Annotated in this window: 13 protein-coding genes; 3 read left to right on the top strand and 10 right to left on the bottom strand. The window is 58.9% G+C overall.

The features are described from left to right. Positions 1 to 8: 8 nt before the first annotated feature. From bamA to rpsB, 9 genes are all read right to left on the bottom strand, one after another. Positions 9 to 2,396, bottom strand: a complete 2,388-nt coding sequence (bamA, locus tag AC07V4_RS15395; protein WP_492637041.1) for an outer membrane protein assembly factor BamA — start codon at positions 2,394 to 2,396, stop codon at positions 9 to 11. A gap of 74 nt (positions 2,397 to 2,470) precedes the next feature. After that, complete coding sequence (rseP, locus tag AC07V4_RS15390; protein WP_492637042.1) at positions 2,471 to 3,823, bottom strand: sigma E protease regulator RseP; 1,353 nt, start codon at positions 3,821 to 3,823, stop codon at positions 2,471 to 2,473. Positions 3,824 to 3,876: 53 nt separating this feature from the next. Further along, positions 3,877 to 5,067, bottom strand: a complete 1,191-nt coding sequence (gene ispC / locus AC07V4_RS15385; protein ID WP_492637043.1) for a 1-deoxy-D-xylulose-5-phosphate reductoisomerase — start codon at positions 5,065 to 5,067, stop codon at positions 3,877 to 3,879. Continuing rightward, entirely contained in the window at positions 5,064 to 5,873 is an 810-nt protein-coding gene (locus AC07V4_RS15380) for a phosphatidate cytidylyltransferase (protein WP_492637044.1), read from the bottom strand. The genes ispC and AC07V4_RS15380 overlap by 4 nt, the downstream gene beginning before the upstream one ends. Beyond that, on the bottom strand, positions 5,874 to 6,629 hold the full coding sequence (uppS, locus tag AC07V4_RS15375; RefSeq protein ID WP_431750499.1) for a polyprenyl diphosphate synthase: 756 nt from the start codon (positions 6,627 to 6,629) through the stop codon (positions 5,874 to 5,876). 17 nt (positions 6,630 to 6,646) lie between these two features. Further along, positions 6,647 to 7,204: a ribosome recycling factor gene (gene frr, locus AC07V4_RS15370; protein ID WP_003189163.1), complete on the bottom strand. Its 558-nt coding sequence runs from the start codon at positions 7,202 to 7,204 to the stop codon at positions 6,647 to 6,649. Beyond that, complete coding sequence (pyrH, locus tag AC07V4_RS15365; RefSeq protein WP_003189161.1) at positions 7,201 to 7,944, bottom strand: UMP kinase; 744 nt, start codon at positions 7,942 to 7,944, stop codon at positions 7,201 to 7,203. Before pyrH ends, frr begins: the two co-directional genes overlap by 4 nt. A gap of 211 nt (positions 7,945 to 8,155) precedes the next feature. Next, positions 8,156 to 9,019, bottom strand: a complete 864-nt coding sequence (gene tsf / locus AC07V4_RS15360; protein ID WP_431750497.1) for a translation elongation factor Ts — start codon at positions 9,017 to 9,019, stop codon at positions 8,156 to 8,158. Between the two features lie 191 nt (positions 9,020 to 9,210). Further along, complete coding sequence (gene rpsB / locus AC07V4_RS15355) at positions 9,211 to 9,948, bottom strand: 30S ribosomal protein S2 (protein ID WP_003172263.1); 738 nt, start codon at positions 9,946 to 9,948, stop codon at positions 9,211 to 9,213. A gap of 388 nt (positions 9,949 to 10,336) precedes the next feature. Here rpsB and map point away from each other — a divergent pair, with 388 nt between their 5' ends. The 3 genes from map to dapC all read left to right on the top strand — a co-directional run bounded on the left by map (position 10,337) and on the right by dapC (position 15,227). After that, the gene (gene map / locus AC07V4_RS15350; protein WP_431752849.1) at positions 10,337 to 11,119 is read left to right on the top strand and encodes a type I methionyl aminopeptidase; all 783 of its coding nucleotides are present in this window, start codon (positions 10,337 to 10,339) and stop codon (positions 11,117 to 11,119) included. 63 nt (positions 11,120 to 11,182) lie between these two features. Beyond that, positions 11,183 to 13,885 (top strand): [protein-PII] uridylyltransferase, encoded by a 2,703-nt coding sequence (locus AC07V4_RS15345; protein ID WP_431752848.1) that lies wholly within the window; start codon positions 11,183 to 11,185, stop codon positions 13,883 to 13,885. Between the two features lie 142 nt (positions 13,886 to 14,027). After that, the gene (gene dapC, locus AC07V4_RS15340) at positions 14,028 to 15,227 is read left to right on the top strand and encodes a succinyldiaminopimelate transaminase (protein WP_492637045.1); all 1,200 of its coding nucleotides are present in this window, start codon (positions 14,028 to 14,030) and stop codon (positions 15,225 to 15,227) included. Between the two features lie 12 nt (positions 15,228 to 15,239). On the opposite strand, the gene AC07V4_RS15335 is transcribed toward dapC, so the two are convergent. Continuing rightward, positions 15,240 to 16,883, bottom strand: a complete 1,644-nt coding sequence (locus tag AC07V4_RS15335) for a Na+/H+ antiporter (protein ID WP_492637046.1) — start codon at positions 16,881 to 16,883, stop codon at positions 15,240 to 15,242. Positions 16,884 to 17,028: the final 145 nt, after the last annotated feature.

Raw genomic sequence — 17,028 nt, 5'->3', positions numbered from 1 at the left:
TCAGACGCTTAGAACGTCTGGCCGAGGGAGAATTGGAAAATCTGGGTTTCAGCGTTATCAGGTTTCTTGACCGGCATGGCCAGAGCGAAGCTCAACGGGCCCAACGCAGTCACCCAGGTCACGCCAACACCGACAGAGCTCGCCAGGTTGCTGAAGCTCACATCGTTACACTGCGTGTTGGACTTCGAACCATTCGGGTTGGTGACCTGCTCGCACTTGGAGTCGAACACGTTACCCACATCCCAGAAAACCGAAGTACGCAGGGAACGCTGGTCCTTGACGAACGGCAGCGGGAACAGAATCTCCGCACCACCTTGGATCAGCACGTTACCACCGAATGGCAGCGCCTTAGTGTCCGTGTCAGCGATTGTGCCTTGGTTACCCGTTGCGTCTACACCACGGCTCGGCGTACCACGTGGACCCAAAGTGCTGTCCTTGAAGCCGCGAACCGAGTTGAAACCACCTGCATAGTAGTTCTCGTAGAACGGTAGACCACTGGTGGAACCATAGCCATCGCCATAACCCAGCTCAGTGTGCAGGCGCATGGTGTAGTTATCGCTCAGCGGTTGGAACAACTGACCACGGTAGTCGAGTTTGAAGAACGACAGGTCGCTGCCCGGCGTGGTGGCTTCCAGGGTCAAGCTCTGGGAGTGGCCACGGGTCGCCAGCACGCCTTTGTTCAGGGTCGACTCGGACCAGCCGGCCGACGCCTTGAAGTTCAGGAACTGATCGCCTTCGTTACGCACGAAGTTGAAGATTTCGTCCACGGTGTACACACCGGTCTTGATCTTGTCTTGCTGCGCGGTCAGGCCAAAGGTCAGGCGCGAGGTTTCACTGATCGGGTAACCAATGTTGGCGCCCACACCCATGCTGTCGATTGCATAGCTTGCAACGTCAACGTCGAGGTCTTTGTAGTCGGTGGTGCGGTAGAAGGCGTTGTAGCCCAGGCTCACACCATCAGCAGTCCAGTAGGGGTCGACATAACCGAAGTTATAACGGCTCTGGTATTGGCTGCGGGTCAGGCCGATGGAGACCTTGTTACCAGTACCGAGGAAGTTGTTCTGGGTGATCGAACCACCGAGGATCAGACCGGCGCTCTGTGCGAAGCCGACGCTGGCGGTGATCGAACCCGAAGCTTGTTCCTCAACCGCGTAGTTCACGTCAACCTGGTCGTCCACGCCTGGCACGGCCGGGGTCTCGACGTTGACTTCCTTGAAGAAGCCCAGGCGCTCAAGGCGAGTCTTGGACTGGTCGATCAGGTAAGTCGACGCCCAGCCACCTTCCATCTGGCGCATCTCACGACGCAGCACTTCGTCCGCAGACTTGGTGTTGCCACGGAAGTTGATGCGGTTCACATAGGCACGCTTGCCTGGGTCGACCACGAAGGTGATGTCCACGGTGTGGTCATCATCATGCGGGGTTGGCACACCGTTGACGTTGGCGAAGGTATAGCCTTCGTTACCCAGGCGACGGGTGATCAGTTCGGAGGTGGTGGTCATCAGCTTGCGCGAGAACACTTGGTCCTTCTGCACCAGCAACAAGGACTTGACCTGGTCTTCAGGCACTTTCAAGTCGCCGCTGAGCTTGACGTCACGAACCTTGTACTTCTCGCCTTCGTTGACGTTGACGGTGATGTAGACGTGCTTCTTGTCCGGGGTGATCGACACCTGGGTCGAAGCGATATCCATATTGATATAGCCACGGTCCAGGTAGTAGGAACGCAGGCGCTCCAGGTCACCGGACAGTTTTTCACGGGCGTACTTGTCATCGTTCTTGAAGAACGACAACCAGTTGGTGGTCTTGAGTTCGAACAGGTCGATCAGGTCTTCATCAGCAAACTTGGTGTTGCCCACCACGTTGATGTGCTGAATGGCCGCCACGGTGCCTTCGTTGATGTTGACCTTCAGGCCAACACGGTTACGAGGCTGCGGGATCACTTCGGTTTCCACGGTCGCGGAATAGCGGCCCTGGGCAACGTACTGGCGTTGCAGTTCGTTACGCACACCCTCGAGGGTGGCGCGCTGGAAGATCTCGCCTTCGGCCAGGCCGGATTGCTTGAGGCCCTTCATCAGGTCTTCAGTGGAGATCGCCTTGTTACCTTCGATCGCGATACTGGCGACGGAAGGTCGTTCGACGACCGTGATGACCAGGACATTGCCTTCGCGACCCAGTTGGATATCTTGAAAGAACCCGGTTTTGAACAGCGCACGAGTGGATTCCACCAGGCGACGATCATCAGCCTGTTCCCCGACGTTCAACGGCAAGGCACCAAAGACGCTACCTGCGGATACCCGCTGGAGGCCGTTGACGCGAATATCGGAGATAGTGAAGGACTCGGCGTGAACTTCGGCGATCATCAATACGGTGAGAACCGCAGTTAGCAGCAGACGTTTCATGAAGTCCTTTCTTATTCCAACTGGCAATAAACAAACTGCCGCACAATGCGGCAGATTCGCAATTCAGCGAAGCTTTACAGACGTCCCAGATCGTTGACCAGAGCTAACAACATCACTCCAACCACCAAACTGATACCGATCTGTATCCCCCAACCCTGCACCCGATCCGACAAGGGGCGACCACGCACCCACTCGACCAGATAAAACAGCAGATGCCCCCCATCCAATACTGGAATGGGCAGCAAGTTCAGAACCCCAAGGCTAATACTCAGATAAGCCAGGAAATTCAGGAAATCCGCGACGCCCGACTGGGCAGAAGCGCCCGCCACTTTAGCAATGGTTATCGGCCCACTCAAGTTTTTTACCGAGAGCTCGCCGAACAACATTTTTTTGAGGGATTCGAGGGTCAGCACGCTCATGGTCCAGGTGCGTTTCGCGCCTTCGCCGATTGCGGCCAACGGCCCAAAACTGATCTCCCGAACCATCGATGGCGGCCACTCGACACCTTTGACCCCAGCCCCCAGGTACCCCCCGGCAGCCTTGGCCTCCCCACGAACCGACAAGGTCACGGGGACGTCGATTTGAGCACCATCACGCTCAACTTTCAGCACAATTTTGGTATCAGGCCGTACACGCACCAGGTCGACCACTTGCTGCCAGTCGCCCAACGCCTGGCCATCCAGGGCCAACAGGCGATCGCCGGTTTTCAGACCAGCAGCCTGGGCCGGACCTTTCGGGTCCAGCTCCGCCAGCACCGGCGGCAAAGCCGGTCGCCACGGGCGAATCCCCAGGGACTTGATCGGATCAGGCTCATCCGCACCCTTGAGCCAATGATCCAGGGTCAACTCACGCGCCATCTCGGCGGTGGAATCCTGATCCCGCACCACCACACTGACAGTACCGCTTTCACCCAAGCGTCGTACCAACTGCAGATTGACCGCCCCCCAACCAGTGGTCGGTTCGCCATCAATAGAAACAATTTCCTGCCCAGCGATAAGGCCAGCCTTGGCCGCCATACTATCAGCCTCGACCGCACCGATGACCGGACGCACCTGCTGGCTGCCCAACATGGCCAAGACCCAGAAAAACACCATCGCCAACAGGAAGTTGGCAATCGGGCCAGCAGCGACAATGGCGATACGCTGACGAACGGTCTTGCGATTGAAGGACTGGTCCAACTGGTCCGCCGGCACCTCGCCTTCGCGCTCATCCAGCATTTTGACGTAGCCACCCAACGGAATGGCGGCAATCACAAACTCGGTGCCACGGCGATCATGCCAACGCAGCAAGGGCATGCCGAAACCGACTGAAAAGCGCAATACCTTGACGCCGCAACGACGCGCCACCCAAAAGTGGCCGAATTCGTGGAAGGTCACCAACACACCCAGAGCAACCAGGGTGCCGACAATCATGTAGAGCGCACTCATCTAATTTCTCCGCCTTTCAATCCAGTACCTGAAGGCTCAACCCCACCTGCAGACTAACGCGCGTTGCGATTCAACCATTGCTCGGCCAGGCCTCGGGCCTTCATATCCGCCTCAAACACAGCGCCCAAATCGTTGACAGCCACGACAGGCTCCAGACTCAGGACGTCCTCGATAATACTCGCGATCTGCGGAAAGCGGATGCGCTGATCAAGAAACGCAGCCACTGCCACCTCATTGACGGCATTGAGCATCGCCGGCGCGCTGTTACCCGCCTCGGCCGCCTGCCGCGCCAGACGCAGACATGGAAAGCGCTGCTCGTCCGGCGCTTCGAAGTCCAGCCGGGCAATCGCAAACAGGTCCAGCGGCGCAACACCGGAATCAATACGTTCCGGCCAAGCCAGGGCATTGGCGATAGGTGTGCGCATATCAGGGTTGCCCAACTGCGCCAACACCGAACCATCCACGTAATCGACCAGGGAATGAATCACGCTTTGTGGGTGAATCACCACCTCAACCTGATCAGGGCGCGCATCGAACAGCCAGCAAGCCTCGATCAGCTCCAGGCCCTTGTTCATCATGCTCGCCGAATCCACGGAAATCTTGCGCCCCATGGACCAGTTCGGGTGCGCGCACGCCTGATCCGGAGATACATGTTCCAGCTGCGTCAAAGGTGTTTGCCGAAACGGCCCACCGGAGGCGGTCAGCAAAATCCGACGCACACCCACCTGGCTCAAGCCACGGGCAAAGTCGCCTGGCATGCACTGAAAGATCGCGTTGTGCTCGCTGTCGAGGGGCAACAACACTGCGCCACTCTTGCGCACCGCCTGCATAAAGAGCGCGCCGGACATAACCAGGGCTTCTTTATTAGCCAGCAGAATCTTCTTGCCCGCATCGACTGCCGCCAGCGTAGGGCGCAAGCCCGCCGCGCCGACAATTGCAGCCACGACGGTATCAACCTCGGCGTCGGCCGACACTTGGCACAACCCCGCCTCGCCTACCAACACCTCAGTGGCAAGGCCGGCAGCCCGAAGCCCCTCCTGCAAACCACGCGCAGCGGCCGCTTCAGGCACGACAGCAAAGCGCGGGGAGTGGCGCACACACAGGGCCAGCAGCTCGTTCAATCGGGTAAAACCGGTCAGGGCAAATACCTGATAACGATCAGGATGACGGGCGATCACATCCAAGGTGCTCAGCCCTACCGAACCCGTCGCCCCCAGCACGGTGACTTGCTGCAGGCGACTCACGAGGCAGTCATCCACAACAGCACGGCAAAGATCGGAATCGCGGCGGTGAGGCTGTCGATACGATCCAATACACCACCATGACCCGGCAGCAGGTTGCTGCTGTCCTTGATACCGGCCTGGCGCTTGAACATGCTTTCAGTGAGGTCACCCACCACAGAAACAAATACGACGATGGCCGTGCCCAGCAGCGCCAGGAAGATTTCCTTCACCGACCACTCGCGCACAATACCGACGACCAGCGTGATCACCAGCGTCAATGCCAGGCCGCCGTAGACACCTTCCCAACTCTTGCCAGGGCTGACCGCCGGCGCCAACTTGCGCTTGCCGAACGCCCGGCCGGAGAAGTAGGCGCCAATATCGGCCCCCCAGACCAGCACCATCACCGCCATGATCAACCAGTTGCCCATGGACGAATTCTTGATCTCCACCAACCCTTGCCAGGCGGGAAGCAGAATCAACAAGCCAATCACCAGCTTGCACGCCACGCTGGACCAGTGGCCGCTGGTGCGCGGATAGCTCAGCACCAGGAATGTCGCCAGCGCCCACCACAACACCGCGGCACCCAGCACCCAAGGCACGATGATGCTCGACAGGGTATGCATCAGGAACAGCGACAGTGCGACGAATGCGGCGTACACCACACGTGGCAGCTGAGCACTGAAACCCGCCAGGCGCGCCCATTCCCACGCACCGAGCGTCACGACCAGGCCGATAAACAGCGCAAAGCCGGAGCCGTCGAGCAGGAAAAACCCGCACAAGGCGATTGGCAGCAGGATCAGCGCCGTGATGATTCGTTGTTTAAGCATTTAAACCCGGGCTCCAGCTTCGATCTGTTCACTCGTTTTACCGAAGCGACGCTGACGAGAAGCGAAATCGGCCAATGCGTTACGCATGGCATCGTGTTTGAAGTCCGGCCAGAACAGGTCGGAGAAGTACAGTTCGGTGTAAGCCAGCTGCCACAGCAGGAAATTGCTGATGCGATGCTCGCCACCGGTACGGATGCACAGGTCCGGCAACGGCAGGTCGCCGGTTACCAGGCAGGTTTGCAACAGTTCGGGCGTAATGTCTTCTGGCCGCAGATGGCCGGCCTGCACTTCGCGGGCAAGCCGTTGCGCAGCCTGGGCAATGTCCCACTGGCCACCGTAGTTGGCTGCAATTTGCAACACAAAGCGGTTGGCACCGGCGGTGATAGCCTCAGCTTCACGCATGGCCGCTTGCAGCTCCGGATGGAACCGCGAGCGATCACCAATGATGCGCAGACTGATGTTGTTGTCGTTGAGGCGCTTGGCCTCGCGCCGCAGCGCCTTGAAGAACAGGTCCATCAAGGCACTGACTTCATCGGCTGGCCGCTGCCAGTTCTCGCTGGAGAAGGCAAACAGGGTCAACACTTCAACCTTGGCCTCGGCACACACCTCAATGACGGCGCGCACCGCATCGACACCCGCTTTATGCCCGGCGACACCCGGCATAAAGCGTTTTTTCGCCCAGCGATTATTCCCATCCATGATGATCGCGACATGGCGCGGTACCACGGAGGGCACAGTCTGCTTGGTCTTTTCCATGAAGGCGTCCTGACCCTTTATACGGCCATCAGGTCCTTTTCTTTTTCTTCAGTCGCCTTGGTAATCTGAGCCTCGGCGTCCTTGGTCAACTTGTCGATATCGGCGACGGCACGACGCTCTTCGTCTTCGCTGATTTCTTTGTCCTTGACCAGTTTCTTCAGATCACCCAGCGCATCGCGACGGATGTTGCGAACGGCAACACGCGCGTCTTCCGCGGCACTACGGGCCTGCTTGGTGAAGCCCTTACGGGTTTCTTCAGTCAGGGCCGGCATGGAGATCAGCAGCAACTCACCCAGGTTGGTCGGGTTGAGGTTCAGGCCGGCACTCTGGATGGCCTTGTCGACGGCTGCGAGCATATTGCGCTCGAAGGCTACGACTTGCAGGGTGCGCGAGTCTTTGACGGTCACGTTGGCGACGCCGCTCAGCGGAGTGTCGGAACCGTAGTAAGGCACCATCACGCTGCCCAGAATGCTCGGGTGCGCCTTACCGGTACGAATCTGGCCGAACGCGTGGCTCAGAGACTCCAGGGACTTCTGCATACGCGCTTGGGCGTCTTTCTTGATTTCGTTGATCATTGTTGGCCTTCCTCGATCAGAGTCCCTTCCGCGCCGCCGTGTACGATATTCAGCAGGGCGCCGGGCTTGTTCATGTTAAATACGCGCAGCGGCATCTTGTGGTCGCGGCACAGGCAAATAGCCGTCAGGTCCATCACGCCCAGCTTGCGATCCAGCACTTCATCGTAAGTCAGATGATCGAACTTCTCGGCATGCGGGTCTTTGAATGGGTCCGCGGTGTATACGCCGTCCACCTTGGTAGCCTTGAGTACCACGTCAGCATCGATCTCGATGGCGCGCAGGCACGCTGCCGAGTCGGTGGTGAAGAACGGGTTACCCGTGCCGGCGGCGAAGATCACCACTTCCTTGGAGTTCAGGTGGCGCATGGCTTTGCGGCGATCATAGTGATCGGTCACGCCGACCATGGAAATAGCCGACATCACGATAGCCGAGATATTGGCGCGCTCCAGAGCGTCACGCATGGCCAAGGCGTTCATCACAGTGGCCAGCATGCCCATGTGGTCACCAGTGACCCGATCCATACCGGCCGCGCTCAGCGCCGCGCCACGGAACAGGTTGCCGCCACCAATCACCAGGCCGACCTGAACACCGATACCGACCAACTGGCCGACTTCAAGCGCCATGCGATCGAGCACCTTGGGATCGATCCCGAACTCTTCCGAGCCCATCAGGGCCTCGCCGCTAAGCTTGAGTAGAATGCGTTTATAGCGAGCCTGATAACCACTGCCCTGCTGAGCCATTGCGAATCTCTCCTGCGGCGTATTTTTAAAAAATTCTTGGCGAGCCGTTTACGGCTTGCGTTCACTCTAGCTGGACGCTATCACAGCGCCATCGGAACACGGCTTTGTAAGCCAGTTCCGAAAGGAAACCAAATAAAATTGGCCTTCCCATTTGAAAAGAGGCTGCGCGCGTGAGCGGGCAGCCTCTTTCGGGCGACAGTTGAAAACTGTCTTATTGCTTGGCGGCAGCCAGCTGGGCAGCAACTTCTTCAGCGAAGTTGTCGACCGGCTTCTCGATGCCTTCGCCTACTTTGAAGTAAGTGAAGGAAACGATTTCAGCACCGGCTTTCTTAGCCAGTTCGCCAACCTTGATTTCAGGGTTCTTGACGAACGCCTGCTCAACCAGGCTCGCTTCAGCCAGGAACTTGCTGATACGGCCCTTGACCATGTTCTCAACAATGTTTTCTGGCTTGCCAGCGATCTTGTCGGCGTTCAGGGTCAGGAACACACCCTTCTCACGTTCGATCGCTTCAGCGGAAACTTCCGATGGCAGCAGGAATTCAGGGTTGGTTGCCGCTACGTGCATAGCGATGTCCTTGGCCAGCTCAACGTCGCCGCCTTTCAGAACAACGGCTACACCGATCTTGTTGCCGTGCAGGTAACCACCAACAACATCACCTTCAACGCGGGTCAGGCGACGGATGTTGACGTTTTCGCCAACCTTGCCGACCAATACCAGGCGAGCAGCTTCTTGAGCTTCGATCAGAGGCTCAACGGTAGTCAGCTTGTCAGCGAATGCTTTTTCAACGCTGGCAGCAACGAATGCCTTGAAGTCATCTTGCAGAGCCAGGAAGTCAGTCTGCGAGTTCACTTCCAGCAGAACTGCGGATTTACCGTCTTCCTTCAGAGCGATTGCGCCTTCAGCAGCAACGTTGCCTGCTTTCTTGGCAGCCTTGATGGCGCCGGAAGCACGCATGTCGTCGATGGCTTTTTCGATGTCGCCGCCGGCCTTGGTCAAGGCCTTTTTGCAATCCATCATGCCTTCGCCGGTACGCTCACGCAGTTCTTTAACCAACGCTGCAGTAATCTCTGCCATTTCAAAATCCTCTTGGATAGGTTTTCAACCATTCCACCCGATCAAACGGGCGATCAATTCTTCTCGAATCTCCTTTGTAGGCCGCTGCACGTTACAGATGATGTAGCTGCGCTGCCGACAAACGGTTTTCGAGGTGGCAAAAAGGGGGCCAAGCCCCCTTTTTGCTTACTGAGTCAACGCCAGGGCGTCAATTACTCAGCGGCAGCTACCGGAGCTTCTTCAGCGAACTGCTCGGTACCACCAGCAACGTGGTTGCGACCACGGATTACAGCGTCAGCCATCGACCCCATGTACAGCTGGATAGCGCGGATTGCGTCATCGTTGCCTGGGATGATGTAGTCAACGCCTTCCGGGCTGCTGTTGGTATCGACTACGCCGATAACAGGGATGCCCAGCTTGTTGGCTTCGGTGATCGCGATGCGCTCGTGATCAACGTCGATAACGAACAGTGCGTCAGGCAGACCGCCCATGTCCTTGATACCACCCAGGGAACGATCGAGCTTTTCCAGGTCACGGGAGCGCATCAGCGCTTCTTTCTTGGTCAGCTTGGCGAAAGTACCGTCTTCGGCTTGTACTTCAAGGTCACGCAGACGCTTGATGGAAGCACGGATGGTTTTGAAGTTGGTCAGCATGCCGCCCAACCAGCGGTGATCGACGTACGGCGAACCGCAACGTGCTGCTTCTTCAGCAACGATCTTGCCAGCGGAACGCTTGGTGCCGACGAACAGGATCTTGTTTTTGCCCTGGGCCAGACGTTCTACGAAAGTCAGAGCTTCGTTGAACATTGGCAGGGTTTTTTCAAGGTTGATGATGTGGATCTTGTTACGCGCGCCGAAAATGTATTTACCCATTTTCGGGTTCCAGTAACGGGTCTGGTGACCGAAGTGCACACCGGCCTTCAGCATATCGCGCATGTTGACTTGGGACATGATAGTTCCTTAATAAGTCGGGTTTGGCCTCCACGTATCCCAATGACCAACCAGCGGCATCAAGGCCTCCGGCACCCAGGTCATCGTGTCGACACGTGTGTGGATTTAAGCTTCACGGGGCATCCCCGGAAAGCGGCGCATTTTATACCACACCAAGTCGAAAAACGAAACCCGCAATGACATATGCCGTCCATCGGCTTTGCGTAAGCCTTTGAATAGCCCCAACATGCCCCCACCTTATAGAGAGAAGCGATCATCAGAGGCTCATGATTTGACGCCAGCGTCTGTTAGAATCGCGTTTTTTGGGGCTTGTGCGAATTTTGTAACACTATTGCCGCGCACCCGTGAACCGTATTGATTTCAGCGCCTCGCGCTAGAGAGAGCCTGTATGACCGTTACTTTGAAAACCGCCGAAGACATCGCAGGCATGCGCGTTGCCGGCAAACTGGCTGCCGACGTGCTGGAAATGATTGCCGAACACGTCAAGCCCGGTGTGACCACCGAAGCGCTGGACCGCATCTGCCATGACTATATCGTCGACGTTCAAAAGGCCATCCCTGCCCCACTGAATTACAAGGGCTTCCCCAAGTCGATCTGCACGTCGATCAACCACGTGGTCTGCCATGGGATTCCAGGCGACAAACCATTGAAAGACGGCGACACCCTGAACATCGACGTCACCGTGATCAAGGATGGCTATCACGGCGATACCAGCCGCATGTTCCACGTCGGCAACGTGCCGGTCTGGGCCGAGCGCCTGTCCCAGGTCACCCAGGAATGCATGTACAAGGCCATTGAGATCGTCAAACCCGGCTGCCGCCTGGGCGACATCGGCGAAGTGATCCAGAAGCACGCCGAAAAGAACGGTTTCTCGGTCGTTCGCGAGTTCTGCGGCCATGGCATCGGCAAGGTGTTCCACGAAGAGCCCCAGATCCTGCACTACGGCCGCGCCGGCACCGGCATGGAACTCAAGGCGGGCATGACCTTCACCATCGAGCCGATGATCAACCAAGGCAAGGCCGACACCAAGGTGCTGGGCGACGGCTGGACCGCCATTACCAAGGACCGCAAGCTCTCGGCCCAGTGGGAACATACCTTGCTGGTCACCGAAACCGGCTACGAGATCTTCACCCTGCGCTCGGATGACACGATTCCACGCATTTCGGCGTAAAGCTTGCTTGGGTTTTCCGAACTGTGTTGTGACTGACTGATAGATAGAAAGGAAAGCCGATCGATGCCCCAGGTGGATCCCGAACTCTTCGACCGTGGCCAGTTCCAGGCCGAACTGGCGCTGAAGGCAAGCCCCATAGCCGCGTTCAAGAAGGCTATCCGCCAGGCCCGCGAGGTGCTCGATGAGCGCTTTCGCAGTGGCCGGGACATCCGCCGACTGATCGAAGACCGCGCCTGGTTCGTCGACAATATCCTGCAGAAGGCCTGGGAACAGTTCAGTTGGAGCGAAGACGCCGACATCGCCCTGGTGGCGGTCGGCGGCTACGGCCGGGGTGAATTGCACCCCTACTCCGACATCGACCTGTTGATCCTGCTGGGCAGCGCCGATCATGAGATCTTTCGCGATTCCATCGAGCGTTTTCTCACCTTGCTGTGGGACATCGGCCTGGAAGTCGGCCAGAGCGTACGCTCGGTGGACGAATGCGCCGAAGAGGCCCGGGCCGACCTGACGGTCATCACCAACCTGATGGAAAGCCGCACCATCGCCGGCCCCGAGCGCCTGCGCCAACGCATGCTGGAAGTCACCAGCACCGCGCACATGTGGCCAAGCAAGGATTTCTTCCTGGCCAAGCGTGCCGAGCAGAAGGCCCGACACCACAAGTACAACGATACCGAATACAACCTGGAGCCCAACGTCAAAGGCTCGCCCGGCGGGCTGCGTGATATCCAGACCATTCTGTGGGTCGCCCGCCGCCAGTACGGCACCCTGAATCTGCGAGCGCTGGCTGGCGAAGGCTTCCTCGTCGAGAGTGAAAATGCGCTGCTGGCTTCCTCTCAGGAATTCCTGTGGAAAGTGCGTTATGCCCTGCACATGCTCGCCGGGCGCTCCGAAGACCGCTTGCTGTTCGACCATCAGCGCTCCATCGCCACCCTGCTGGGTTTTGAAGGGGAAGACGCGAAGACCAGCATTGAAAGCTTCATGCAGCAGTACTACCGCGTCGTCATGAGCATCGCCCAACTCAGCGACCTGATCATCCAGCACTTCGAAGAAGTGATCCTGGCCCCCGAAGATGAAGCGCCGCCGCAACCGATCAATGCGCGCTTTCAGCTGCATGACGGCTATATCGAAGCACGCAACGACAACGTGTTCCGGCGTACCCCATTCGCGATGCTGGAAATCTTCGTGCTGATGGCCCAACAGCCGGAAATCAAAGGCGTGCGCGCCGATACCATTCGCCTGCTGCGGGAAAACCGTCACCTGATCGACGACGACTTTCGCAACGACATCCGCAACACCAGCCTGTTTATCGAGCTGTTCAAGTGCAAGATCGGCATCCACCGCAACCTGCGCCGGATGAACCGTTATGGCATTCTCGGGCGCTATCTGCCGGAGTTCGGCTTTATCGTCGGACAGATGCAGCACGACCTGTTCCACATCTACACGGTGGACGCGCATACCCTGAACCTGATCAAGCACCTGCGTAAGCTGCAGTACACCCAGGTGTCGGAGAAATTCCCGCTGGCCAGCAAGCTCATGGCCAAGCTGCCCAAACCCGAGCTGATCTACTTGGCCGGCCTGTACCACGACATCGGCAAGGGCCGGCATGGCGATCACTCGGAAATCGGCGCAGTGGATGCCGAAGCCTTTTGCCAGCGCCACCAATTGCCGCTGTGGGACAGCCGCCTGATCGTCTGGTTGGTGCAGAACCACCTGGTGATGTCGACCACAGCGCAACGCAAGGACTTGTCTGATCCACAGGTGATCCATGACTTTGCCGGGATCGTCGGCGATGAAACCCGCCTCGACTATCTGTATGTGCTGACCGTCTCCGACATCAACGCCACCAACCCCACGCTGTGGAACTCGTGGCGTGCCAGCCTGTTGCGCCAGTTGTACACCGAGACCAAGCGCGCCCTGCGTCGTGGCCTGGAAAACCCGGTGGACCGCGAAGAACAGATCCGTCGCACCCAGAGCGCTGCCCTGGATATATTGGTCCGTGGCGGCAACGACCCGGACGACGTCGAGCAGTTGTGGTCGCAACTGGGTGACGATTACTTCCTGCGCCACACCGCCGGCGATGTCGCCTGGCACACCGACGCCATCCTGCAGCAGCCAGCCGATGGCGGCCCGCTGGTACTGATCAAGGAAACCACGCAGCGCGAATTCGAAGGCGGCACGCAGATCTTCATCTATGCGCCCGACCAGCACGACTTCTTCGCCGTGACCGTGGCCGCCATGGACCAGCTCAACCTGAACATCCATGACGCCCGGGTCATCACCTCCAGCAGCCAGTTCACCCTCGACACCTACATTGTGCTCGACACCGACGGCGACTCGATTGGCGATAACCCCGTGCGGGTGAAAAAGATCCGCGAGGGCCTGACCGAGGCCCTGCGCAATCCCGACGACTACCCGACGATCATCCAACGCCGGGTTCCGCGCCAGCTCAAGCACTTTGCCTTTGCGCCCCAGGTCACCATTTCCAACGACGCCCAGCGCCCGGTCACCGTGCTGGAGCTCAGCGCGCCGGACCGTCCGGGGCTGCTGGCACGTATCGGCGGGATTTTTCTGGAGTTCGACCTGTCACTGCAGAACGCCAAGATTGCGACCCTCGGCGAGCGGGTGGAAGACGTGTTCTTCATCACCGATGCCAACAACCAGCCGCTGTCCGACCCGGAGCTGTGCCTGCGCTTGCAGGAAGCCATCGTGCAGCAATTGAGCGTGACCCAGGAACCCGGCGTAGAACTGACACGCTTGACCATTTGAATTTTTAACTTCGTAAACACGATCCCTGTGGGAGCTGGCTTGCCTGCGATGCGGGCGCCACGGTGCAACAGGTGACCCGCGGTGATGCCATCGCAGGCAAGCCAGCTCCCACAGGTCGGTGTTCACCGTGATTGAGGCTTACATGAACAACGCCCTGAACCAGCTCCAGCCCTACCCGTTCGAGAAACTGCGCGCCCTGCTGGGCAGCGTCACACCGAACCCGGACAAGCGCCCGATTGCGTTGTCCATCGGCGAGCCCAAGCACAAATCCCCTGAGTTCGTGGCCAAAGCCCTGGCCGACAACCTCGACCAAATGGCGGTCTACCCGACCACCCTGGGTATCCCAGCCCTGCGTGAAGCCATCGGCGCATGGTGCGAACGCCGTTTCAACGTGCCCAAGGGCTGGCTCGATCCGGCACGCAATATCCTGCCGGTGAACGGCACCCGTGAAGCGCTGTTCGCCTTCACCCAGACCGTGGTCAACCGTGGCGACGACGCCCTGGTGGTCAGCCCGAACCCGTTCTACCAGATCTACGAAGGTGCGGCGTTCCTGGCTGGGGCCAAGCCACACTACCTGCCATGCCTGGACGCCAATGGCTTCAACCCGGACTTCGACGCCGTCACGCCGGACATCTGGAAACGCTGCCAGATCCTGTTCCTGTGCTCCCCCGGCAACCCGACCGGTGCACTGATCCCGGTCGACATCCTGAAGAAACTTATCGCCCTGGCCGACGAATACGACTTCGTGATTGCCGCCGACGAGTGCTACAGCGAACTCTATTTCGACGAACAAACCCCACCGCCCGGCCTGCTGAGCGCCTGTGTGGAACTAGGTCGCCAAGACTTCAAGCGCTGCGTGGTGTTCCACAGCTTGTCCAAGCGCTCCAACCTTCCGGGCCTGCGTTCCGGGTTCGTGGCTGGCGATGCCGACATCCTCAAGGCTTTCCTGCTGTACCGCACCTATCACGGTTGCGCGATGCCGGTGCAAACCCAGCTGGCGAGCATTGCCGCCTGGCAGGATGAAGCCCACGTACAGGCCAACCGCGACCTGTACCGGGAAAAATTCGACGCTGTGTTGGCGATTCTCAAGCCGGTTCTGGACGTGCAAAGCCCGGATGGCGGTTTCTACCTGTGGCCGAATGTAAACGGCGACGACGCTGCGTTCTGCCGCGATCTGTTCGTCGAAGAGCACGTCACCGTGGTGCCAGGCTCGTACCTGTCCCGGGAAGTGGATGGCTTCAACCCCGGCGCTGGGCGCGTGCGCATGGCGCTGGTCGCGCCGTTGGCGGAATGCGTTGAGGCGGCTGAGCGTATTCGCGCGTTCATCCAGCGTCGCCGCTAAACGCGTTCAGGGTCATTTCACATGACCCAGATTGGCCTCGCTCATATCCAGATCCGCCAACACCTCCCTCAGTACGTCATCACCTATCTGGTGATGACGGCTCAAGCTGTATAACTCCAATCGTTGCGCCCGCAGCGCCTTGAGCCGCAACTTGCGCTCCAGCAAGTCCATCTGCTGCGCCAACGCCTGCGCTTCGGCGGAGTCGTTGAAGACTTCCAACTGGTGGCGATATTCCGACATCAGTCGCGCCTTGAGCTCCGTGGCCAGTGCCGCCTGGGCAGCGTCGGGGGTTCCGGCTTCTGCAGGCTCCTCGGTTTCCAAGGCGTGAATCGCTGCCACGGCGGTCTTTTTCCAGGCCTCACGCACTTCTTTGTGACGCTTTTCATCGGGGCTCTGTTCGATGCCACGCAACAACAACGGCAAGGCAATGCACGCGGCGATCAGCGACAGCAGGATCACACCGGCAGCAATGAAGATCAGCAAGTCACGCTCAGGAAAGTCCTGGCCCGGCGCCAGCAGCAACGGCACCGACATCACACCGGCCAAGGTCACCGCACCGCGCACACCGCCGACGGTCAACAACCAGCAAGAACGGGCCGTGGGCACCAAGGTCAGCTCGCCTTTCCCACGCAGCCTGCGCAGCAGGCCTGACAGTCGCCAGATGCTCTGCACCCAGATAAATCGCAGCACCACCAACACCAAGAAAATCGCCACCACATCCAGGCAGCGATACATCAGGGTCGGCCACAAGGTCGACTCATGGCTCACCACAGCCTTGATGATGTCGGGCAGTTGCAGGCCCAACAGCAGGAAGATCAAGCCGTTGAAGGCAAACTCCAGCAACGACCAGACACTGCGATTGAGCAAGCGTGTGCTGGTCTGACGCGGCAACAAGTCCAGCCAGCTTTGCATCATGCCCGCCGCTACGGCCGACAAGATGCCCGACGCGCCAAGGCGCTCGGCCAGCACATAGGCGGCAAAAGGCAGCAACAACATAAACACCACATGGGTCGCCGGATCGTCCCAACCACGCGCAATCATCCAGGCACGCAGGCGACCTACCAGCCAGCTCAACGCCACACCCACCGCCAAGCCACCCACGGCCACCAAGACGAACGTCAGGCTGGCATCCGCCAGGGAAAACACCCCAGTCAATGCAGCCGCCAGGGCGAACTTGAACGTCACCAGACCCGACGCATCGTTCATCAAGGCTTCACCCTGCAGCATGTGCATCAGCGGCTTGGGCAAACGGTTCTGGGAAATGGCCGACACCGCCACGGCATCTGTCGGCGACAAAACCGCCGCCAGGGCAAAGGCTACCGGCAGCGGGATCGTAGGCAATATCCAGTGAATGAAGTAGCCGGCACCGACCACGGTGAACAACACCAGCCCCACCGCCAATGTCAGAATCGGCCCACGCAGGCGCCACAACTCACGCTTGGGCATCCGCCAACCATCCGAAAACAACAGCGGCGGCAGGAACAGAAACAGGAATAACTCTGGGTCCAGTGCCACATGCAGCCCCAGCGTGGGCCAGGCCAGCAAGGCACCTGCGGCAATCTGCACCAAGGGTAGCGGCAGAGGGACAACACGCCCGACAAGACGCGAAACGCTGACCAGCATCAGCAGGATAAGAACGGTGTAGGCGGTTTGCATAACGCGGGTTTCCCGGACAATCGACTTGCAACGACACACATCAGGCAACAACTGGCCGTTGAAGTGCCATATTACCCGGCTATATTACCCGGCCATGTCACCTGACCATGTTACGTGGCGATGTTACCTGCCTGGGCTGCGCGCT

Source organism: Pseudomonas sp. GW821-FHT03A09, from assembly GCF_059421065.1.
The sequence above is the reverse complement of the archived record's forward strand: the minus strand, read 5'-3'. Positions and strand labels throughout refer to the sequence as shown.